Below are 21,454 nucleotides of genomic sequence, written 5' to 3' on the forward strand. Positions count from 1 at the left end.
GGGACGAGGGGTCCGTCCCGAAGCGTGACGTACCGGGGGGCGGGCGCAGACCCGGGTGAGGGGGCCGCGAGGCTCAGATGCTGAGCAGCTCGGCGGCGGCCTGGGCGTTGGCGCGGGCGGCGCCGTACGTGGCGAGGTAGGTAGCCCCCTTGGGACGCCAGATCGGCAGCCCCATCTCAACGACCGTCGTGTCGGGACGGGCGGCCAGCACCGCGGAGACAACCGACTGGCTGATCTCGTAGCGGTGGGCGTCCTTGACCACGACGACCAGGGAACGGCCGCTGGCACGCTCCAGGATGTTCGGCACGTCCGCCTCCTCCGGCTTGACCCGGACGACCTCGGCCTGCGGCATCAGCGGGGCGAAACCCCACGGCACGTCGCCGACGGCGATGGTCGGGGGGGTCTCCATCTCGACCACCAGCGGGTCGACCAGCGGGGAGGTGGAGCCGGTGAGGGTCACGGCGCGGCGGGCGGCGGTGAGGCCGATCATGCTCTCCTCGGCGCGCTCCGGCTGGGACGAGCCGAACCAGGAACGCAGCTTGGCCACGCGCGCGGCGGAGGCCTCCAGCCGCTCGGCGGGCAGCCGTCCGTCGAGCACGGCGGCGACGATCTCGTCGACGATCGCGCGGACGTCCTGCTGGGTGGGCAGCGGGCCGAGGCAGAGCAGGTCCGCCCCCGCGGCGAGGGAGAGCACCGCGCCGCCGGCCAGGCCGACGCTCTCGGTGATGGCGTGCATGTCGAGGGCGTCGGTGACGATCACGCCGTCGTAACCGAGCTCACCGCGCAGCAGACCGCCCAGGGCGGCGGCCGACAGGGTGGCGGGCTCGGTGCCGGTCACCGAGGGCACCCGGACGTGCGCGGTCATGATGGACATGGTCCCGGCCTCGATCGCGGCGCGGAAGGGCACGAGCTCGCGCTCGCGCAGCAACTCGGCCGAGGCGTCGACGAGCGGGATCTCCAGGTGGGAGTCCTGCCTGGTCGCGCCGTGGCCGGGGAAGTGCTTGACGCAGGCGGCCACGCGGGCCGACTGCAGACCGTGCACGGCCGCGACGGTGTGCCGGGAGACCAGGGCGGTGTCCGACCCGAAGGACCGGGTGCCGATGACGGGGTTGTCGTCGGCGGTGTTGACGTCGGCGGACGGGGCCATGTCCAGGTTGATACCGCAGCGGGCGAGGTCGTCGCCGATGGAGCGGTAGACACGCCGGGTCAGTTCGACGTCGTCGACGGCGCCGAGGGCGGCGTTGCCCGGGTAGGGGCTGCCCACGTGGTAGGCGAGCCGGGTGACGTCGCCCCCCTCCTCGTCGAGTGAGATGACGGGGTCACCGGCATCGCGCAGGCGGGAGGTGAGCGCCGAGAGCTGGGCGGGGTCGGCGACGTTGAAGCCGAACAGGGTGACCCCGCCGAGACCGTTCTCCAGGTCGTGGAGAACCCAGTCGGGGGCGGTGGTGCCCTGGAACGCGACGAGCAGCGTTCCGGCTGCGAGACGTCGCAGTACCTGATCGCTGGGAGCCGCGATGAGCTCAGACATGGCGGTAGATGCTCCTTACCTGAGGTGAGTAGGGGACAAACGAGGACAGGGCTGGTACGGCCAGCTCCTTGTGGGGGCGTGGCCGTACCAGCACCGCGGGGTTAGCCCTTGACAGCGCCGGCGACGAGGCCGGAGACCATTCGCCGTTGCACCAGGAGAAAGAAGATGATCACCGGGATCGTCATCAGGGTCGAGGCGGCCATGATTCCGCCCCAGTCGACCGATCGCTGGCTGACGAAGTAGCGCAGTGCCACGGGCATGGTGTAACTGCCCTGATCGCTGATGAGGGTCAGCGCGAACACGAACTCGTTCCACGCGGTGATGAACGTGAAGATGCTCGTGGCCACGAGACCGGGGGCCACCAGGGGGAAGAGCACCTTCCAGAAGGTCGTGAAGCGGCTCGCGCCGTCGATCCAGGCGGCCTCCTCAAGAGACCTGGGCACCGCGGCGACGAAGGTGCGCAGCATCCAGATGCCGAACGGCAGCGTCAGCGCGACGTTCACCACGATGAGGCCGATCAGCTGGTCGTAGAGACCGGCTCGCCTGACCATCAGGAACAGCGGGATGAGCAGGGCCTCGGCCGGGACCATCTGCACGATGAGCAGCAGGATCAGGAACGAGGTGCGCCCGCGGAACCTGAAGCGGGCCACGGCGGTCGCCGACAGCAGGGAGAAGACGGCGCCGATGAGGACGGTGCCGATCGCGACGATGGCGCTGTTGAGCATGTAGCGCCAGATCGAGTGGCCGGCGACGCCCTCGCTGAAGACCCTCTCGACGTGCTCGATGGTCGGGTCCGTCGGGAAGGGGATGAACCGCGTCGTGAAGATCTCCTCGTTGCTCTTGAACGCGGTGGAGATCATCCAGTAGACGGGGAACACCGCGAACAGGAACACCAGGACGGCCGCGGTGTTGAGGCCGATCTTGCCGAGCAGCTTCCTGGTCTTGGGAGTCATCGCACGTCCTCCGTCTTCACGATCTGGCGGACGTAGAAGAAGGTGATGATGAGCAGGATCAGCGTCAGCACCACCGCGATCGCCGCGCCCAGGCCCATCTTGGGCGGGGAGCTGAACGCCTGGGTGAAGGCGTACAGCGACAGGTTGAAGGCGTCACGGTTGGAGGTTCCGCCCGCCAGCACGAACAACTGGGTGAAGACCTTGAAGTCCCAGATGACCGACAGCACGGTCAGCACGGAGAAGACCGGCTTGAGCAGCGGGAAGGTGATCTTCCAGAAGATGCGCCAGGCGGAGGCCCCGTCGACCTTGGCCGCCTCGTACAGTTCGGCGGCGATGCTGCGCAGACCCGCGAGCACCGAGACGGCGATGAAGGGGAAGCCGGCCCAGACCACGACCAGGATGAGCACCAGGTAGATGGTCACCGGGTCGTTGAGCCACGGCTCACCCGTCCAGTCGGCCCTGCCGAACAGGAGGTTGGACAGCCAGTCGGGCAGCGCGTTGAGCGCCCAGTTGATGACGCCGGACTCGGCGTCGAAGAGCCAGCGCCAGATGATGGCACTGGCGATCGCCGGGGTCGCCCAGGCGGCCATGATGCCGATGACCAGGAAGGTCGACATCTTCCTGCCGAGCTTGTTCAGCAGCAGGCCGACCAGGGTGCCCAGTCCCAGCGTGCAGGCGACCGTGACGACGGCGAACACGACGGTGTTGCGGAGCGAGGTCCAGAACAGCTCCGACTCGAACAGCTTCAGATAGTTGTCGAACCCGACGGACTTGGCGGGCACACCCCGGATCTGCCGCAGTCCCACGTCCTGGAAGGACATGACGACCATCTGGTACAGCGGGTAGAGCAGCAGTCCGGCGATGACCACCAGACCGGGGATGAGCAGCGCGTAAGGGACCACCCCTTCGGGCAGTCCTCTGGAGCCGCGCGGGGGCTTCGTGCCTCTGCGCCCCCGCGCCGGGACGGGGGAGGAGCCCCCGTCCCGGGCGATGGTTGAGGTGTTGGCCATGATTACTGGTTCAGGATCTCTTCGAGTTCCTTGTTGGCGTCGGCCAGGGCGGTGTCAATGTTCTTCTTGCCCTCGATGACCGAACGGGCCGCGTTCTGCAGAACGGCCTTGGTGTCGTTGGCCTCGGCCCAGTTGGTGTCGTTCGGGAAGCCCTTGGCGACCTTGAAGGTCTCCGCGAACGGCGCCTGCAGCGGGTCGGAGGCGAACTCGGCCAGCGCCTCCGGGTACAGCGGCAGCAGGCCGCCTTCCTTGGCGTAGCGGGTGCCGAACTCCTTGCCCGCGGCGACCTTCAGGTACTCGGCGGCGAGCTCCTGGTTCTTGGTGTCCTTCCAGATGGCGATGTCGTTGCCACCCTGGAAGGCGGGCGCCGGGCCGCTGCCGTCCTTGGCCGGCAGGGAGAAGAACGCCATCTGGTCGTCGCCGACCTTGTTCTTGCTCTGCTCCTTGATGGTGGTGATGTCCCAGCCACCGGTCACGAACATGCCGACCTTGTTGTTGGCGAAGCGGGTGCGGATGTCGATCGAGTTCTGGCTCAGGGCCGACTTACGCGACGCGCCGTGCTTGACGACCAGGTCGGTGTAGTACTGGAAGCCCTCCTTGAAGCCGGGCTCGGTCAGCTTGCCGACCCACTTGCCGCCCTCGAAGGCGGCGAAGTCGCCGCCCGCGGACCACACGAACGGCGAGAGCGACATGTTGGCGTCGGAGCCGCCGTTGAAGGCGAAGCCGTCGACGTCCTTGCCCTTCTTCTCCACGATCTTCTTGGCGGCGGCGACGAGGTCGTCCCAGTTCTTGGGAACCTCGATGCCCAGCTCCTTGAACCAGTCCTTGCGGTAGAGGACGGCCCGGGTGCCACCACCCCACGGCGCGGCGTAGATCTTGCCGTCGACCGTCTCGTAGCCCCACAGGTTCTGCGGGATCTGCTGGAAGTCGGGGTTGCTCTTGGCGAGGTCGGTGATGTCGGCCAGCGCGTCCTGCGCGACCCACGCCGCCACCTGGTCGTTGCCGAACTCGGTGACGTCGGGGCCCTCACCGCCGGCGAGAGCGGCGGTCCACTTGGCCTGGGCGTCCGGCCACGGCACCCACTGGAGGTTGACGTCGGCGCCGGTGACCTCCTTGAACTTGGCGTTCATGTCGGCCATGAGCTTGTTCTGCACTTCGTCCGGAGCGCCCAGGCGCCAGACGGTCAGGGTCTGGCCGGCGAACTTGGGGCCGGAGGCGGCGGAAGGCGCCTCGGACGCACCAGCGCTGTTCGAGGTGGTGGGCTCGCTACTGCTGCCGCACGCGGCAAGGCCCAGGGCGAGGGCGGCGGTGGTTGCCGTCGTGGTGGCGATTCTCGCGAACTTCACTTGAGTTCTCCCTTTCCGGCTTTCGACGGGGTAGGCGCTCAGCTGCTTTTTGGCTTGGGTCCCCGCGACCCTCTTACTCACGATCAGTGATCGGAGTTGTCGTAACCCGCGGCTCGGTCGCTCTTGCCTGCGGGCTGACTAGGGCTAAACTAACAAGAAACTTTCTTAAAAGAAACGATCGTTAGCGGATCGTGACGGGGGGAAGCCGATCTTGTCCAGACGTCCGGGAACCCCTCGGCTGCTGCGTCAGCTCAATGACCGCGCAGCCCTGGAGCTCCTGCTGTCCAGTGGGCCTCTCACCCGGGCTGAGCTGGGAGAACTCACCGGTCTCTCCAAGGTGACCGCCGGTCAGTTGCTCGCCAGACTGGAGGAGCGCAGGCTCGTCGCCATGGTCGGGGAGCAGGCGGGCGGGCGGGGGCCGAACGCGGCGCTCTACGGCGTCGTTCCCTCTTGTGCGTACGTCGCGGGACTCGACGTGCTGCCCGACCGGATCAGTGCGGGGGTGGCCGACATAACCGGCGAGACGGTCGCCGAGGTCTGCGTCGACCCCAGCGGTCATAACGATCCGGTACGCCTGGTGCGCGGCGCCGTGCAGAAGGCGTGCGAGTCGGCGGGCATCGGCATGGACCGGCTGCGCGCCTTCGTGATCGGGACCAGGGGCGTCGTCGACCCCCGCACCGGTGACGTCCGCTTCTCCTTCGACCTGCCCTCCTGGCACGAGGGCGTGCTCGCCCAGCTGCGCCGGGACCTCAACGTCTCGGTGACCATAGAGAACGACGTGAACCTGGCGGCGCTCGCCGAGCGCTTCTGCGGCGCGGCCCTGGACGTCGAGGACTTCGTGCTCGTCTGGGCGGGCGTCGGCCAGGGACTCGGGGTCATGCTCGGCGGGCGCCTGCACCGCGGCTTCACCGGCGGCGCGGGTGAGATCGGCTGGCTGCCCGTGCCCGGGGAGCCGCTGCCGACCGAGGTGACCGAACCCCAGTCGGGCTCGTTCCAGCGACTGGTCGGCGGCGACGCCCTGGCCAGCCTGGCGGACGCGCACGGCATCCGGGGGGAGTCGCTGGCCGATCACGTCAGCCAGGCCGTCACGAACGACTCCGGAGGCTTCCTGGACGAGCTGGCCGGGCGTCTGGCGGTCGGTGTCGCCGCGGTGGCCGTGGTGCTCGACCCCGGGCTGATCGTGCTCAGCGGCGACATCGGCAGGGCGGGCGGGAAGGTGCTCGCGGCCAGGGTCGAGGAGGCGGTGGCCAGGGTCTGCCCGAGCCAGCCCAGGGTCGTCGTCTCGGAGGTCATGGGCAACTCCGTGTTACGCGGGGCCCTGGTCTCGGCCCTGAACCAGGCCCGGGAGCAGGTCTTCTCCGAGACGGTGTGACAATTGCGGCTATGCACGACATCGTTCTGATCTCCGATCCCCGGGTGGCCGCGATTCCGGTCGAGGAGTCCGGGGAGCGGCTGGTCGACGTCCGGGGGCGGCTGCGGGTCGACGGGCGGATGGCCGACCGTGACGGGGCCTTCGCCCACCTCAGGCAGGGGCTGGTGGCCAGGCTTGAGGAGGCGCAGCGGCACCTCCCCGAGGGGTACCGGCTGCTGATCGTCGAGGGATACCGGCCGCCGTCGACGCAGCAGCAGATCTTCGACGAGTACTCGGCGGAACTCCGGGCGACATTTCCGGAAATGTCGCCCGAGGAGATCGTTTCGGCGGCCAGCCGCTACGTCTCACCGGTCGAGGTCGCCCCGCACACCGCGGGCGCGGCCGTCGACCTGACCCTGTGCACCGAGGACGGCGTCGAGGTCGACATGGGCAGCCCGCTCAACGCCACCCCCGAGCAGAGCGAGGGCGCCTGCTACACCGCCGCCCCCGGCATCTCCCCGCAGGCGCGCCGCAACCGCGAGCTCATGGGAGCCGCCCTCGACGCGGCGGGCCTGGTCAACTACCCCACCGAGTGGTGGCACTGGTCCTACGGCGACCGCTACTGGGCCATGACCACCGGAGCCCCCTCCGCCCTCTACGGTCCCCGCGCCCTCTGAGAGCCGGGGACAATCGACCCCATGCGGTTCGGCATCCTCGGCCCTCTGGACGTGCGCTCCCCGGCCGGTGAGGCGATCGCCGTACCCGGGCCGAGACCGCGCGCCCTGCTCGTGATGCTCCTGCTGGAACCGGGCCGGGTGGTGACCGTCGAGCGCCTGATCGACGGCCAGTACGGCGACGCCCCTCCCTCGGGCGCGGCCAACGCGGTGCAGGCCCAGGTGTCCAGGCTCCGCCGGGTCCTGCCCGCCGAGCTGGTCGAGTTCCACGGGACCGGCTACCGGCTGGCGGCCGACCCCGAGGACGTCGACGTCCACCGCTTCGAACGGCTCACCCGCCAGGGGCGGCTGCTGCTGACCTCCGGCCGCCACGCCGCCGCCGCGGACGTCCTGCGTGAGGCGCTCGGCCTGTGGCGGGGGCCCGCCCTGCAGGACCTGCCCTTCGGCGGGGCGCAGGTGGCGCGCCTTGAGGAGCTGAGGCTGACCGCGGCCGAGGACCTCGCCGAGGCCGAGCTCGCGCTCCCCGAGGCCGACCCGGTGGCCGAACTGCGGCGGCTGACGGCCGCCAACCCGCTGCGGGAACGCCCCAGGGGCCAGCTGATGCGCGCGCTGAGCGCCGCGGGACGCCAGGCGGAGGCGCTTGAGGTCTTCGAGGAGACACGGAGACTGCTGGCCGGGGAACTCGGCGCCGACCCCTCACCCGAACTGGCCGCGATCCACCTGGCCGTCCTGCGCGCCGAACGCCCGGCCCCGCCCAGGGGGAACGGCCTGCCCGTGCAGCTGACCGGCTTCGTCGGGCGGGAGAAGGAGCTGGAACGGCTCGCCTCGCTACGCGGGCACCGGCTGGTCACGATCGTCGGCCCCGGCGGCACGGGCAAGACCCGGCTGGCGGTCGAGGCGGCCGGGCGCACCCGGGACGCCCGGGGCACCCAGGGTGAGGTGTGCTTCGTCGACCTGTCCCCGCTCGCCGACCCGGCCCCGCAGGGCGGCCGGGCACCGGCCGTCACAACGACCGTCACGGCCCCCCAGGTGGCCCAGACGGTGCTCGGCGCCCTCGGGCTGCGTGAGACGGGCCTGCACTCGCTCCACGCCCCCGACCCGGTGGCGCACCTGGCCTCGGCCCTGGCCGGGCGGGAGCTGCTGCTGATCCTCGACAACTGCGAGCACGTGGTCGAGGCCGCCGCGACCCTGGTCCGCGAACTGCTCGGCGCCTGCCCCGGGCTGTCGATCTTGGCCACCGGCCGCGAACCCCTGGGCATCACCGGCGAGACGCTCGTGCCGCTGGCGCCGCTTGCCGTCCCGCCCCCTGACGCCACCCCCGCGCAGGCCGCGGCCTACCCCGTCGTCCGGCTGTTCGCCGACCGGGCGGCGGCCGTACGGCCCGGGTTCGAGACGGATGAGGGCAACGTGGCGGCGGTCGCCGGGATCTGCGCGGCGCTGGACGGGCTGCCGCTCGCGGTCGAACTGGCGGCGGCGAGGCTGCGCTCCTTCACCGTCGAGGAGATCGCCGTCCGGCTGGCCGAGCACGGCCGCTTCCGGCTGCTGTCCAGGGGCGACCGTACGGCCGCCGCCCGGCACCGGACCCTGCGCGCGGTCGTCGAGTGGAGCTGGGACCTGCTCACCCCCGGCGAGCGGGTGCTGGCCAGGCGGCTGGCCGTCTTCTCCGCGGGCGCCTGCCTGGAGGCGGTCGAGGCGGTCTGCGACGTCGAGGACGCCGCGGGCCTGCTGGCCGACCTGGTGGACAGGTCACTGGTCGAGACCGACGGCGACCGCTACCGGATGCTCGACACGATCCGGCTGTTCTGCGCGGAACGGCTGGCCGAGGCCGAGGAGCGGGAGCGGATGGACCGCGCCCACGCCCGCCACTTCCTCGCCCTGGCCCGGCGCGCGGACCCGCACCTGCGCGGGGCCGAGCAGCTGACGTGGCTGGCCAGGCTGTCGGCCGACCACGGCAACCTGACGGCCGCGCTGCGCAGGTCCGTGGCCGCGGCGAAGACGGGCGACGAGGACGGCAGGCGGACGGCGCTGCGGCTGGTCACCGCGCTCGCGGCCTACTGGTGGCTGAGCGGGCGGCGCGGCCAGGTCGGGGAGATCGCCGCCGAACTCCTCGAAACGGCCCCCGAGCCCGCGGAGGGGTTCGAGGAGGAGTACGTCATGTGCGTGGTGCACGCCGTACCCCGGGCGCTGCCCGAGCACTGGCGGCGGGCGGAGGCGACCGTGGCCGGGCTTGAGCGGCTGCGCCACCCCTTCACCGTCGCGCTGTGGGGCATGGCCGCCGGGCCCCCGCCCAAGGCCGACCTGCGCACGCTGGCGGGGTCCGACCCCTGGCTGCGGGCCCTGGAGAGGCTGAGCGTCTCGTTGCTCGCGATGCTGTGGGGCGACCCGGTCTCGGCGGAACGGGGACTTCAGGAGACGCTGACCCACTTCGACGCCATCGGGGAGCGGTGGGGGACGGCCCAGGCGCTGGACGGGCTGGCCCTGATCGCGGCCGGGCGCGGCGAGTGGGCGCGCGCCCATGACATGTGGGCCCGGGCCCTGGAGCTGTTCGAACGGCTCGGCGCCGCCGAGGAGACCGCCGACGTGCTGACGCGCAGAGCCGAAGGACTGGTGCGCCAGGGCGAGACCGCCGCGGCCGTCGCCGACTACCGGCGCGCCGGGGAACTGGCCCGCACCACCGGCAGGCCGGGCGCGGCGGCCACGGTCCACCTGGGACTGGCGGAGATCGCCAGGCACGACGGCGACCTCGCCGAGGCGGAACGCCTGCTCGGTCTCGCCCTCGACGCCTCGCAGGACGGCGACTTCGGCATCGAGGGGACACAGGCCCGCGTGCTGGTGGCGCTCGGCAGGCTGGCCGAGGCCGGGGGAGACCGGGAACAGGCCCGTCTCATGCACCGCCGGGCACTCGCCGTGGTCCACGGGTCCCCGATGGCCGCCGACCTCGCCGACGTCGCCGAGGGGCTGGCGGGGGCCGTGCTGCTCGACGGGGCGGGGCGGCAGGCGGCGGCGCTGCTCGGCACGGCGGTCGCGCTGCGCGGCATGGCCGTCGCCGGAGACCGCGACGTCGCCGGGATCGCCGGAGCCGCCCGCGACCTCATCGGCGCCGAGGCCTTCGCCGAGGCGTTCGCCCGAGGCGCCGCCATGAGCCAGGAGGAGGCCCGGCAGGAGGTGCTGACAGCGCCCGGCGCGTGGGACGGGTGACTGTCAACGCGGTGTCGGCGGGCTGTCAGCGCCCGCGCCGAAGCTCCTCACATGAAGAACACCACGGTCCTCATCTCCGGCGCGAGCGTCGCCGGGCCCGCCCTCGCCCTCTGGCTCGGCCGCATGGGCTGCACCGTCACCGTCGTGGAGAAGGCGCCCGCCCTCCGGCTCGGCGGCCAGGCCGTCGACTTCAAGGGGGCGACCCACCTCACCGTGCTCGAACGCATGGGCGTCCTCGACGAGGTACGGCGGCGCCAGACGGGCGGAACCGACCAGGAGGTCGTCGACGCGGACGGCAGGCGCCTGGCGGTCATACCCGGGGCGTTCACCGGCGGCGACATCGAGATCCGCCGCGGCGACCTGGCCGCCCTGCTGTACGAGCGGACCAGGCGGAACTGCGAGTACGTCTTCGGCGACTCCATCACCTCGCTGACCGAGACGGCGGGCGGCGTGCACGTCACCTTCGAGCGCGGCGCGCCGCGCACCTTCGACCTGGTCGTCGGCGCCGACGGCATCCACTCCAACGTGCGGCGCCTGGCCTTCGGCCCCGAGTCCGGCTACGTGAACTTCACCGGCCACTACTACGCGCTGGCCGACCTGGGCCTCGACCACCCGCCCGCGATGTACAACGAGCCGGGCAGGATGGCCGCGCTCGGCGGCCCCAAGGCTCCCGCGTTCTTCGTCTTCGCCTCCAGGCGGCTCGACTACGACCGCTACGACGCCGGACAGCAGAAGCGCCTGCTGATCGACGCCTACCGGGGCATGGGCTGGAAGGTCCCGGAGCTGATGGCCAGGCTGCGCGACGCAGAGGAGGTCTACCTCGACTCGATCAGCAAGGTGAGGATGGACCACTACGCGAAGGGGCGGGTCGTGCTGCTCGGCGACGCCGCCTACGGCAACACCCTGGGCGGCTTCGGCAGCGGCCTGGCGATCGTCGGCGCCCACGTGCTGGCCGGGGAACTGGCCGAGGCGGACGGCGACCACGTGACCGCGTTCGCGAGGTATGAGGAGATCATGCACCGCTACGCCACGGTGACCGGGCAGAGCAGCGCGGGCCCCTTCCTCGCCCCGCCCTCGCCGCTGCGCATCACCATGCGCAACTGGATGTTCAAGCGGAGCCTCCTGCTCCGGGTGATGCTGAAGGCGACCGACAGGTTCGCCAGGTCCGTCGAGCTCAAGGACTACCCGGCTCTCGCCCCTGCCGGAGGTTCCACCAGGTGACAGGGGCGGGTCAGCGGTCGGGCAGGGGGGTGCGCCAGAACAGCGGGCGGTCGGGGCCGGTGCCGATCAGCAGGCCCGCGTGCGCCGTCAGGACGGTGCAGCCGCCCGCGTCGCACAGGTCCTCCCACCCGGCGGGGCCGACGACCGGCGGGCGGGTGCGGATCCTGCCCTCGGCGTCGGCGATGTAGAGGCGGCCGTTCATCGCGGTGAGGCTCACGGCGCCGCCGGAGGGGCCCGCCAGGACCCAGTCGGAGGTCTCCGGGCGCAGCTTCCACAGCCCCTCGGCGTTCACCGCGAAGAACTCCCCGTTCACCATGCCCAGGCCGACCGGCTCGGCCGGCGCCTCGGCGAGGGTCGTCCAGCCGTCCTCCTGGTCGTCGAAGACGAGCCGCCCGTCCGCGGTGAGGCCGTACAGGCCGATGGGATGCGCGGTGGTCGCCTCCCTGGGGGTGGCCATGGCGACGACCCCGGGGGCGGTTCCCGCGTGCCGCCAGCGCAGGTTCTGGGCCGAGACGTCACGCACGAGCAGTGAGCCGTCGGGGGCGACGCCGTACAGGCGGGAGCCGAAGACCGTCAGCGCGCGCAGCGAACCGGCGCCGCCGACGATCTGCCAGCCGCCGACGGGCTCCGACAGGCGGTCGAGCACGTTGCGGGTGATCCGGTCGACCATGGGGTCGTGCAGGGCGTTGCCCCAGTTCACGGTCGAGGCGGTGAACACCGTCCCGGCGCCGAGACCGAAGACGCCCATGGTCGCCATGCCGCCCTGGCCGTAGCGGTGCCAGTGGCGCAGGTCGGCGGTGGCGAGGATGACGAAGGAGGGCGGGGTGCCGTCCCTGCCGGTCGCCAGCGGGACACCGTCCACCTCGACGAAGTCGCAGGCGTCGGTCTCGTAGCCGATGGCGCCCTGGCCGAACTTGTCGCCCTCGCCGAGCCCGGTCCCCTCGAACACCCAGTGCTCGGGGAACCTGACCGTGTAGGACTCCTCGTGCATCAGCCGCATGTACGGCCCCCACGTCCCGGCGCCGCGTCTGAAGCTGACGCCGGTCAGCGTGTTCTCCGGCCGGTTCACCGGGGCGCTCGACCACTCGACCGTGGTCAGGCCCGGTTCGACCGTGGCCATCGGGTCCATGGCCGCGTCGCGGTAGCAGACCATGGTCCGGCCGTCGTCCTCAAGACGGAACTGCCACCAGCAGGTGTTGCCGGAGAACACCGCGAGGTTGCCGCCGCGGGCGACGAACGCCTCGACGTTGTCGCGCATCCCGGCCGTCCAGTACTCGTCGTGACCGTTGACGACCAGCAGCCGGTAACCGGCCAGCAGTTCGGCGCCGTCGTGCAGGTCGAGCCCCGAGCAGTAGTCGACGTCGTAGCCCGCCGGGCCGAGCCAGCGGAGCATGCCCTCCTCCCAGCGCTCGGGCGGCGGCCCCCCGCCGGGCCGGGTGAAGGAGACCTTCGCGGCGCGGGTCGGCTCCTCGGTCCAGTAGATCGACTCCCCGGGGATGCCCGCCCGGTTGTAGGCCTGCCAGGTCGGGAACGGGATCGACAGCAGGACCCGGGAGGAGGGCCTGGCCGCCCTGACGACGAAGTAGACGTCGGAGAGCCCGTCGGAGGAGTCCTCCTCCGAGGTGAAGACCGCGCGGTAGAGCGAGCTGGGCCAGTCGCCGGGGACGTCGAGCGTCCAGACGGGGCCGTCGAACCTCGCCTGGAGCACCGGCCGGTCGGCGGCGACGTCCTCGACCGTGACCGAACCGCGCGCCGGGGCGCGTGAGGTGCGGGTCAGGTGGAAGCGCAGCGACCCCTCCTGGACGCACGAGGTGGACTCGGCGTAGGCGTAGACCGTCATCCGACCGGCTCCAGCGTCTCGTGGAAGGCCGCCTCGACCAGCAGCGACTCCAGGTCGCGCAGGTAGCGTTCCATGGCCTCCTTCGGCAGGTAACGGGTGTCGGCGGTCAGCGAGACACCCAGGCCGCCGCCCTCCCCGGTCACGTGCAGGCAGAAGCGGCAGTTGAGCTGGTCCTGGCTGAGCGGCCAGGTCAGCGTGGTCTCCTCCATCGCCAGCCGTACGGTCCGCTCGTCGTGGGAGGCGTCGACCCGGTCGATGAAGCGCATGTCGTTGAAGCAGCAGTAGGGGTGGACCCGGGTGCCCCGTTCGCGGCTGACCCGTTCGGTCAGCCGGTCCCTGTCCCCGGGGTCGTGGTAGGCGGAGCGGTAGGCGCGCAGCGCCGCGGGCTTGGCGGCCCTGAGCACCTCGGCGAAGGAGCGCCCGCCCACGTCGAGCACGAACAGGCCCTCCTGGGAGAGGGTGGTGACGGCCTGCGCGGCGTCCTGGCGGAAGCGGTTGCCGACGATGGGCAGCATCGCGCACACCTCGTGCCCGGTCACCGCGCAGACCAGCACGCTGGAGGCGGCCAGCAGCACGGTCGAGGTGCTGGTGCCGTACACGGCCGCGATCCGTTGCACGGCCAGGTCGAGCGCCCTGGAGACCAGCTGCGCGCGCCAGATCGGCGGCCCCTCGGGGGCGGCGACCCGGCGGTCGAACATGGTCGGCGGGATGCGCCGGTACTCCCGCTCCCAGTGCTCGGCGGCGAGGCGGGCGACCCGCAGGCCGGGTTCGGAGCGCTGCCAGCGGGCCAGGTCGAGCGGGGAGGGCGGCGTCGGTCCCGGTACGGCCCCGCGCAACAGCAGCAGCCGCAGGTCGGTGATCGCGACCTCGGCGCCGAGCCCGTCCGCGGCCAGGTGGCAGAAGACGAGCACGATGTGGGTCACCGTTTCGTCCTCGGCGACCACCAGCCCGACTCTGAGCGGCCACTCGCCGGCGTAGTCGAACGGCGTCGCGGACAGCTCCTCCATCAGCCGTTCCGGATCGTCACGGGAGACGGTCAGCGGGATGCTCCCGGCGGTTCCGAGGACCTGCGCCGGTTCGGCGCCCCCGTCCTGCCCGCCGGTCTGCGCCGGTACCCGTGGGGAGGGGGCCGCCCCTGGCCCCGTCCCCACGGACGTCTCAAGCCCTGTGCTCAGCCCGGCGCTCAGTCTCGTCCGCAGCGACTCGTGCCGTTCGACCAGGACGCCCAGGACCTCCGCGGCCCGCGCCACGGTGAGCGGCCTGGCCCGTCTCGGCACCGCGAGCACGCGGCCGAAGTTGAAGTAGTGGTCGTCCGGCGCCGTCTTCCTGATCGCGTCCCAGATGGCCCGCTGTCCCCAGGTCAGCGGAGCCGTACCCGATCGGCTCCCCGAGAACCGGATGTCCATGTTTTCTCTCCCCCGTTCGAAAAACGCCTCCCGACCGCTCTGTCAGGGGTGCCTCAGGGGCCGGAGTCTCCGGCCTGCGCGATGTGGCGTTCGAGCGCCCCCAGGTCGTCCAGCAGGTCGAGGCCGTCGCCGGACAGGTCGATCTCGATGCCGAACTCCGTCTCGACCGCGTCGATCAGCCGCATCTGGGCCAGGGAGGTGACCCCCAGGGCGGACAGCGGGACCGTGGCGTTCAGCGCCTCCTCGGCGGTGACGGCGCCGTCCGACGCCGAGGCCACCATCGCGGCCAGCCGTTCCCTAACCATTGACGCTCCTCCTCAGATGACGGCCACGGACGTCGTCCAGCGAGCCCCAGATCCACTCGTCGGACATGTCAGGACTTCCTTGCGCTGAGCGGGCGCAGGTCGGTCCACACCTGGTCGATGTGGGCCAGGCACTCCTCCTTGGGGCCGGAGAAGCCCTCAAGACGCCAGCCGTCCGGCAGCCGCCTGCCGTCGGGCCAGATCGAGTACTGCTCCTCGTGGTTGACCACGACGTGGTGACTCATCACGCTTCCCCGTTTCCTTGGGAGGTCTGCACGAGACCCTCGGCCTCGTCGTCGGACAGTTCCGCCAGTTCGGCGATCAGCATCTCCTCGATCGAGGCGGCGAGCCCGGCCACGGTGCCGCGCGCGAACAGCACGCGGATCGGCACGTCGATCTCGACGAGGGCGCGGATCCTGGCGATGACGCGGGTGGCGAGCAGCGAGTGCCCGCCGAGGGCGAAGAAGTCGTCGAAGGCGCCGACGTCCTCGATCCCCAGCACCTCGCCGAACACGTCGGCGACCAGCTGCTCGGCGTCGCCGCGCGGGGCGACCCGCTCCCTGGGGGCCGCCTGCGGCGCGGGCAGCGCGGCACGGTCGATCTTGCCGTTGCGGTTGAGCGGCAGCGCGTCGAGCCGCACCCACAGGGAGGGCACCATGTAGGCGGGCAGCGTCGCCCCGAGCAGCCTGGCGAGATCCTCCCCCTCGGGGGCGCCGACGGTGTAGCCGACCAGGATCCCGTCCCGTACGGCGACGGCCGCCTGGCCGACTCCGGGGCAGGCCAGCAGCCGCGCCTCGACCTCGCCGAGCTCGACGCGGAAGCCCCTGACCTTGACCTGGTCGTCGTCGCGGCCGAGGAACTCCAGCCGCCCGTCGTTGCGCCAGCGCACCCGGTCGCCGGTGCGGTAGACACGTGAGCCGCCGGGGCCGGGCACGAACCGCTCGGCGGTCAGCGCGGGCCTGCCCAGATAGCCCTGGGCGACGCCCGCCCCGGTGACGCACAGCTCACCGGGCACACCCGGCGGCACCGGCTGACCGTTCCGGTCCAGGACCAGGACGCGGGTGCCGCCGACGGGCGTGCCGATGGGCGGGCGTCCCGGGGAGCCGTCCAGCTCGGCCGTGGTCGCGATGATCGTCGTCTCGGTCGGGCCGTAGGTGTTGACCAGCCGCACCCGGTCGCCGAAGCGCTCCCGCCAGCGGGCGACCGCGGCCTCGTGCACCTGCTCGCCGCCCAGGATGACCAGCCGCAGCGTGTCCGGCCACGGGACGTCGTCGATCTGGTCGACCAGCGCGTGCCAGTAGGCCGTCGGCAGGTCGAGGACCGTGACCCCGGCCAGGTGGTCGGGCAGGGTGACGCCGCCGTCGGGAAGCAGTTCGACACGCGCCCCCGCGGCCAGAGCCGGGTAGATCTCCTCGGCGTGCGTGTCGAAACTCAGTGAGGCGAACTGCACCACCCGGTCACCGGGGTGCAGGCCGTACGCCTGGCGCATCCACGCCACCCGCGCGGCGAGCCCGTCGTGCCCGACCACCACGCCCTTGGGGGTGCCGGTCGAACCGGAGGTGTAGATCACGTAGGCGGCGGCGCCGTCCGGCACCGGCCCGGCCTGGAGCGCCTGCGGCACGGACTCGGGAACCGTGTCGAGCACGAAGGACGCCCCGCTGTCCTCGACCAGGAAGGCGAGCCGTTCGGCCGGGTAGTCGGGGTCGAGCGGCAGGTAGGCGGCCCCGGCGCGCCAGACGGCCAGCAGCGCGGCGATCGTGTCCGGGGTCCTGCCGAGCCGTACGCCGACCACGTCCCCGGGGGTGACGCCCCGCGAGCGCAGCAGCCCGGCCAGCTCACCGGCCCTGGCGTCAAGCTCGGCGTAGGTCAGCGCGCGCGTCCCGCAGCCGACCGCGACGGCGTCCGGCCGCTCCCGTACGGCCGCCGCGACCAGTTCGGGGACGGAGGGCGTCGCGGGCAGGGCGGGTCCCTCACCCAGCCGGGCCAGCAGCGCCTCGTCCTCCTCGGTGCGCAGCGGCAGCGCGGAGATCCGCTCGTCCGCGGCGCCGGGCAGCGCGGTGAGCAGCAGCCGCAGCCGCGCGCCCAGCGCCTCGACCGTCGCCCGGTCGAACAGCGCGGTGTCGTAGACCAGGGTGAGCAGCAGTTCGTGCTCGTCCTGCCAGGCCTCAAGGGCGAGTTCGAGCTTGGCCTGGCGCATGCCGTGCTCGAACGCCGACGCGGTCAGCCCGGCGAAGGCGCCGCCGTCCTGCCCGCCGTCCTGGGTGTGCAGGATGAACATCGTCTGGAACAGCGGGGTGCGGGTGAGGTCGCGTTCGGCCCGCAGCGCCGTGACCAGTTCCTCGAAGGGGACACCCTGGTGGGAGAAGGCGTCCAGGACGCCGATCTGGGTGCGTTCGAGCAGTTCGGTGAAGGCGGGGTCGCCGGACAGGTCGCCGCGCAGCACCAGCGTGTCGCTGAGGTAGCCGACGACGGGTTCGAGCTGGACCCGGTCCCTGCCCGCGGTGGCGGTGCCGACCAGGACGTCGTCCTGGCCGGTGTGCCTGGCCAGCAGCACCTGGTAGGCGGCCAGCAGCACCATGAACATGGTCGCGCCGTGCCGCCTGCCGAGCAGCGCCAGCTCACGGGCCTGCGCCGCGGTCAGCCTGACCTCGACCACGTCGCCGTCCCTGGTGCCGGCGGCGGTGCGCGGCCGGTCCAGCGGCAGGTCGAGCGGGGTGGGGTCGGCGAGCCGTTCACGCCAGTGGTCGAGCAGCGCCGAGGTGTCGCGCTCCCGCTGCCAGTGGGCGACGTCGCCGAACTGCAGCGGCACCGGGGGCAGTTCGGCGCCCCCCGAGTAGAGGTGACCCAGCTCCTCGAAGATGAGGTTGAGCGACCAGCCGTCGCCGAGGATGTGGTGGATCACCACGCACAGCACGTGGTCGTCCTCGCCGATCTCGATGAGGACGGCCCGCAGCGGCGGCCGGTCGGCCAGGTCGGCGAAGGGCCGGTTGGTCAGGCCCGCGACGAGGTCGAGCGCCTCGGCCTCCCCGGCGGCGGAGATCTCCTCGACGGGCACCGGGCCCGGCGGGTCGACGACGGCCGAGGGCGCCCCGTCCACCTCGGGGAAGCGGGTGCGCAGGCTCTCGTGCCTGGCGGTGACACCCTCGAACGCCCTGGCCAGGGCTGTCCTGTCGAGCGGTCCCCGCAGCCGCCTGACCAGGCACATGTTGTAGGAGGCGTCGTCCGGGTCGAGCCGGTTGAGGAACCAGAGCCGTTCCTGGCCGAAGGACAGCGGCTGACCGGCTCCCTCCGGCCGCGGCAGGGGCCCCTCGTCGTCCCGCCCGTCACGCGCGGGCTCGGCACCGGTGAGCAGTTCGGCCAGCGCGGCGACACCGGGCCGCAGGAAGACCTCCCTGACCGGAACCTCGATCCCGGACAGTACGGCCAGCCGCGAGGTGACCATGGTCGCCAGCAGCGAGTGGCCGCCGAGGGAGAAGAAGTCGTCGTGCGCCCCGACCGAGGGCACGTCGAGCACCTCGGAGAAGACCTGGGCGACCAGCCGTTCCGCGGGGGTTCGGGGCGCGGTCGCGCCCGTCCGCGGAGCCGCCTCGACGTCGGGCAGCGCCTTGCGGTCGATCTTCCCGTTGGGGGTGAGCGGGAGCGTGGCGACCTCGACGAGCACGCCGGGCACCATGTAGGCGGGCAGCTGCCCGCCCGCGTGCTCCCTGACGGCGTCGAGGAGTCCGGGGTCGCCCGGTTCGACGGGCACGACGAAGGCGGCGAGCCGTTCGCCGCGCACCGCGACGACGGCCTGCGCGACGCCGGGGCAGGTGTCGAGGACCGCCTCGATCTCGCCGAGCTCGATGCGGTGGCCGCGCAGCTTGACCTGGTTGTCGGTGCGGCCGAGGAACTCAAGGGTGCCGTCGCCCCGCCAGCGGGCCAGGTCCCCGGTGCGGTAGACACGTGAGCCGCCGGGGCCGGGCACGAACCGCTCTGCGGTCAGCGCGGGACGGCCGAGGTAGCCGGTGGCCACCCCGTCGCCGCCGATGAGCAGCTCGCCGGGCACGCCGATCGGGGCGGGTGAGCCCGCCGGGTCCAGCACGTGCACGACGGTGTTGGCGATCGGGCCGCCGATGACGATCTCGCCGGGCTCCTCGGGGACCTCCCAGGCCGTGGACCAGATCGTGGTCTCGGTCGGGCCGTAGACGTTGACGAGCCTTTCGACCCTGGGCCGCAGTTCCCTGGCCAGCTGGGGCGCGAGCGGCTCACCGCCGGTCAGCGCGGTCACCCTCGGCAGGTCCCCGCTGAGCAGCACCCGCCAGCCGGACGGCGTCGCCTGCACGTGGGTGACGCCCTCGTCCTGGACGAGGCGGGCGAGCGCGGCGCCGTCGCGGGCGGTTTCGGCGTCGGCGACGACGATCCTGCCGCCGGTCACCAGCGGGAGGTACAGCTCAAGGGCGGAGATGTCGAACGACAGGGAGGTCAGCGCGAGCCACACGTCCCGCGACGTCGAGCCGACCAGCGTCCGCATGGCGAGCAGGAAGTTGGTCAGCGCCCGGTGGGGCACGACGACGCCCTTCGGCCGCCCGGTCGAGCCCGAGGTGTAGAGCACGTAGGCGGTGTCGCGGGGACGGGGCCGTGTGTGCGAAACCGCCTGCGCGGGCGGCAGGTCGTCCAGGCTCGTCAGGACCAGGGCGGCGCCGGAGTCCTCGATGACGTAGGAGACGCGGGCCTGCGGGTACTCGGGGTCGACGGGCAGGTAGGCCGCACCGCTCATCGCCACGCCGAGCAGCGCGACGACCATGTCCGTCCCGCGTTCCATCCGGACGGCGACGAGCGAGTCCCGCCCGATGCCCGCGGCGGCCAGCCGCCCGGCCAGGTCGGCGGCGCGGGCGGTCAGCTCGGCGTAGGTCAGCGTGCCGACGGCCACGGCGCCGGGGGAGGCGGCGGCCTGGTCGAGCACGAGGTCGACCAGGGTCACCTCGGGCAGTTCCGCCGAGGTCTCGTTCCACTCGCCCAGCAGGGCCAGCTCGGCCTCGGGCAGCATGGGCAGCGCGCCGATCGGCGTCTCCGGGGCGGCGATCGCCGCCTCAAGCAGCCTGACGAACCTGGCGACCATCCGTTCGGCGGTCCGCTGTTCGAACAGGTCCGTGCTGTAGAGCACGGTGCCGAGCACGTGGCCGTCGGGGGTGGGGGTGAGGTCCATGGACAGGTCGACCCTGGCCCTGGTCCAGCCGTGCGGGAAGGGCTCGGCGTCGAGACCAGGCAACGGGTCGCCGGTCTCGCCGTGGGTGTGGAAGGCGAACAGGGTCTGGAACAGCGGCGTGCGGCTGAGGTCCCGTTCGACGTCCAGTTCGGCGACGAGCCGTTCGAAGGGCACGTCCTGGCGGGAGAGCGCGTTGAGCACGACCTTGCGGGTGCGCTTGAGCAGGTCGGCGAAGGAGGGGTCGCCGGACAGGTCGCAGCGCAGCGCCAGGGTGGTCGACAGGAAACCGATCATGGTCTCCAGGTCGGTGCTGTCCCGTCCCGCGGACGGTGTGCCGACGCAGAAGTCGTCCTGTCCCGTGTGCCTGGCCAGCAGCACCTGGTAGGCGGACAGCAGCACCATGTACGGCGTGCAGCGCGAGCGCCTGGCCAGTTCCGCGATCCCGGCGGCCAGTTCCCCGCCGATCTGGAAGTGCACCTCCCCGCCCTCACCGCTGCGCTGGGCGGGACGGGGCCGGTCGGCGGGCAGGTCGAGGGGCGAGACCCCGGTCAGGTGCTCGACCCACCAGCGAAGCTCGGTGTTCTCGGCGGCGCGCTGCGCGCGGGCGTGCTCGCCGTACTGCAGGGGGAGGGCCGGCAGGTCGGCGACGCCGCCGCCCGCGTAGTGGGCGGCGACCTCCGAGCACAGCACGTTCAGCGACCAGCCGTCGCCGTTGATGTGGTGCAGGACGACGCAGAGCACGTGTTCGAGCGGGCCGAGCTCGATCAGCGCCACCCGGAACGGCGGCGCGGCGGCCAGGTCGAAGGAGGTGTTGGTGACCGTGGAGACCAGCGTGCGCGCCTGTTCCTCGTCCGCCGCGGTCAGCCGCTCGACGACGATCGGAGCCGGGGGCTCGACGACCGCGACCGGTTCCCCGGCCACCTCGCGGAAACGGGTGCGCAGGCTTTCGTGCCGGGCCGCGACCGCGGTGAACGAGGCTTCGAGGGCGGCGGTGTCAAGTCGACCTTTCAACCTGTAAACATAGGATGTGTTGTAGGTTGAGTCGCCGGAGTCGAGGCGGTGAAGAAACCATAACCGCTGCTGGCCGTACGACAGCGGATACTCCGTCCAGGGCTGGCCGGGGGAAATGGTCTCTGGCTGAAGCACGCAGAGCTCCTTCGGCGGCCGCGGGATCGCACGCACATGAGCACGCCTCGTAAATGGGTATGCGAAAGCCCGCTCCGCGCATATTTGCCGAGTTGAGCACAGAAGACGAAGGGCTTCTTTCTGGAAAGAAACCTTTCAGTTAGGTCTGGGTCGTTAGTGTTACACCTCTTCCCCAGCTTCGCAAGGCCCGCCATCTCTGGGGGATCCAGGCCTATCCTGACAACCTTCCCAAAGGACTTGCGTGGCCGTGGCGATCATGTAAGACTGGCGCTCGTTTTACAATAGTAAAGATTC

Annotated in this window: 13 protein-coding genes; 4 read left to right on the forward strand and 9 right to left on the reverse strand. The window is 71.9% G+C overall.

Translation table 11 applies throughout. From position 1 onward, the window contains the following. Window positions 1-73 precede the first annotated feature (73 nt). The 4 genes from ABT340_RS00585 to ABT340_RS00600 form a co-directional block, all read right to left on the reverse strand. Window positions 74-1,528 carry a glycoside hydrolase family 3 protein gene (locus ABT340_RS00585; RefSeq protein WP_352008496.1) on the reverse strand — a complete coding sequence of 485 codons (1,455 nt, stop codon included), beginning with the start codon at window positions 1,526-1,528 and terminating at the stop codon, window positions 74-76. A 101-nt stretch (window positions 1,529-1,629) separates the two neighbouring features. Continuing rightward, entirely contained in the window at window positions 1,630-2,481 is an 852-nt protein-coding gene (locus ABT340_RS00590) for a carbohydrate ABC transporter permease (RefSeq protein WP_352008497.1), read from the reverse strand. Continuing rightward, a complete protein-coding gene (locus tag ABT340_RS00595; RefSeq protein ID WP_352008498.1) occupies window positions 2,478-3,491 on the reverse strand; it encodes a carbohydrate ABC transporter permease in 1,014 nt (337 codons plus the stop codon). The genes ABT340_RS00590 and ABT340_RS00595 overlap by 4 nt, the downstream gene beginning before the upstream one ends. A 2-nt stretch (window positions 3,492-3,493) precedes the next feature. Continuing rightward, window positions 3,494-4,837 carry an extracellular solute-binding protein gene (locus tag ABT340_RS00600; protein ID WP_352008499.1) on the reverse strand — a complete coding sequence of 448 codons (1,344 nt, stop codon included), beginning with the start codon at window positions 4,835-4,837 and terminating at the stop codon, window positions 3,494-3,496. Between the two features lie 211 nt (window positions 4,838-5,048). Between ABT340_RS00600 and ABT340_RS00605 the strand changes: the two genes are divergently transcribed. Genes ABT340_RS00605 through ABT340_RS00620 form a run of 4 tightly spaced genes read left to right on the forward strand, consistent with a single transcriptional unit; the run spans window position 5,049 to window position 11,281 of the window. Next, window positions 5,049-6,209 (forward strand): ROK family transcriptional regulator, encoded by a 1,161-nt coding sequence (locus ABT340_RS00605; RefSeq protein WP_352008500.1) that lies wholly within the window; start codon window positions 5,049-5,051, stop codon window positions 6,207-6,209. An 11-nt stretch (window positions 6,210-6,220) separates the two neighbouring features. Beyond that, on the forward strand, window positions 6,221-6,865 hold the full coding sequence (locus ABT340_RS00610) for a M15 family metallopeptidase (RefSeq protein WP_352008501.1): 645 nt from the start codon (window positions 6,221-6,223) through the stop codon (window positions 6,863-6,865). 21 nt (window positions 6,866-6,886) lie between these two features. Next, on the forward strand, window positions 6,887-10,060 hold the full coding sequence (locus ABT340_RS00615) for an AfsR/SARP family transcriptional regulator (protein ID WP_352008502.1): 3,174 nt from the start codon (window positions 6,887-6,889) through the stop codon (window positions 10,058-10,060). Between the two features lie 51 nt (window positions 10,061-10,111). Next, complete coding sequence (locus ABT340_RS00620) at window positions 10,112-11,281, forward strand: FAD-dependent monooxygenase (RefSeq protein WP_352008503.1); 1,170 nt, start codon at window positions 10,112-10,114, stop codon at window positions 11,279-11,281. A 10-nt stretch (window positions 11,282-11,291) separates the two neighbouring features. On the opposite strand, the gene ABT340_RS00625 is transcribed toward ABT340_RS00620, so the two are convergent. From ABT340_RS00625 to ABT340_RS00645, 5 genes are all read right to left on the reverse strand, one after another. After that, window positions 11,292-13,121 carry a N,N-dimethylformamidase beta subunit family domain-containing protein gene (locus ABT340_RS00625; protein ID WP_352008504.1) on the reverse strand — a complete coding sequence of 610 codons (1,830 nt, stop codon included), beginning with the start codon at window positions 13,119-13,121 and terminating at the stop codon, window positions 11,292-11,294. After that, window positions 13,118-14,527 carry a condensation domain-containing protein gene (locus ABT340_RS00630; protein WP_352008505.1) on the reverse strand — a complete coding sequence of 470 codons (1,410 nt, stop codon included), beginning with the start codon at window positions 14,525-14,527 and terminating at the stop codon, window positions 13,118-13,120. Before ABT340_RS00630 ends, ABT340_RS00625 begins: the two co-directional genes overlap by 4 nt. Window positions 14,528-14,580: 53 nt before the next feature. Continuing rightward, entirely contained in the window at window positions 14,581-14,832 is a 252-nt protein-coding gene (locus ABT340_RS00635) for an acyl carrier protein (RefSeq protein ID WP_352008506.1), read from the reverse strand. Window positions 14,833-14,900: 68 nt separating this feature from the next. Further along, complete coding sequence (locus tag ABT340_RS00640) at window positions 14,901-15,074, reverse strand: MbtH family protein (protein WP_352008507.1); 174 nt, start codon at window positions 15,072-15,074, stop codon at window positions 14,901-14,903. Next, window positions 15,074-21,196, reverse strand: a complete 6,123-nt coding sequence (locus tag ABT340_RS00645; protein WP_352008508.1) for a non-ribosomal peptide synthetase — start codon at window positions 21,194-21,196, stop codon at window positions 15,074-15,076. Before ABT340_RS00645 ends, ABT340_RS00640 begins: the two co-directional genes overlap by 1 nt. Window positions 21,197-21,454 lie beyond the last annotated feature (258 nt).

The sequence above is a fragment of the Streptosporangium sp. NPDC000239 genome, from assembly GCF_040300765.1.
GTDB lineage: Bacteria > Actinomycetota > Actinomycetes > Streptosporangiales > Streptosporangiaceae > Streptosporangium.

Excerpts from the sequence above, each read along its gene's own strand:
- ABT340_RS00625 (WP_352008504.1), bottom strand. The coding sequence starts at position 13,121 with ATGACGGTCTACGCCTACGCCGAGTCCACCTCGTGCGTCCAGGAGGGG.
- ABT340_RS00630 (WP_352008505.1), bottom strand. The coding sequence starts at position 14,527 with ATGGACATCCGGTTCTCGGGGAGCCGATCGGGTACGGCTCCGCTGACC.
- ABT340_RS00635 (WP_352008506.1), bottom strand. The coding sequence starts at position 14,832 with ATGGTTAGGGAACGGCTGGCCGCGATGGTGGCCTCGGCGTCGGACGGC.
- ABT340_RS00610 (WP_352008501.1), top strand. The coding sequence starts at position 6,221 with ATGCACGACATCGTTCTGATCTCCGATCCCCGGGTGGCCGCGATTCCG.
- ABT340_RS00615 (WP_352008502.1), top strand. The coding sequence starts at position 6,887 with ATGCGGTTCGGCATCCTCGGCCCTCTGGACGTGCGCTCCCCGGCCGGT.
- ABT340_RS00620 (WP_352008503.1), top strand. The coding sequence starts at position 10,112 with ATGAAGAACACCACGGTCCTCATCTCCGGCGCGAGCGTCGCCGGGCCC.
- ABT340_RS00590 (WP_352008497.1), bottom strand. The coding sequence starts at position 2,481 with ATGACTCCCAAGACCAGGAAGCTGCTCGGCAAGATCGGCCTCAACACC.
- ABT340_RS00595 (WP_352008498.1), bottom strand. The coding sequence starts at position 3,491 with ATGGCCAACACCTCAACCATCGCCCGGGACGGGGGCTCCTCCCCCGTC.
- ABT340_RS00585 (WP_352008496.1), bottom strand. The coding sequence starts at position 1,528 with ATGTCTGAGCTCATCGCGGCTCCCAGCGATCAGGTACTGCGACGTCTC.
- ABT340_RS00640 (WP_352008507.1), bottom strand. The coding sequence starts at position 15,074 with ATGAGTCACCACGTCGTGGTCAACCACGAGGAGCAGTACTCGATCTGG.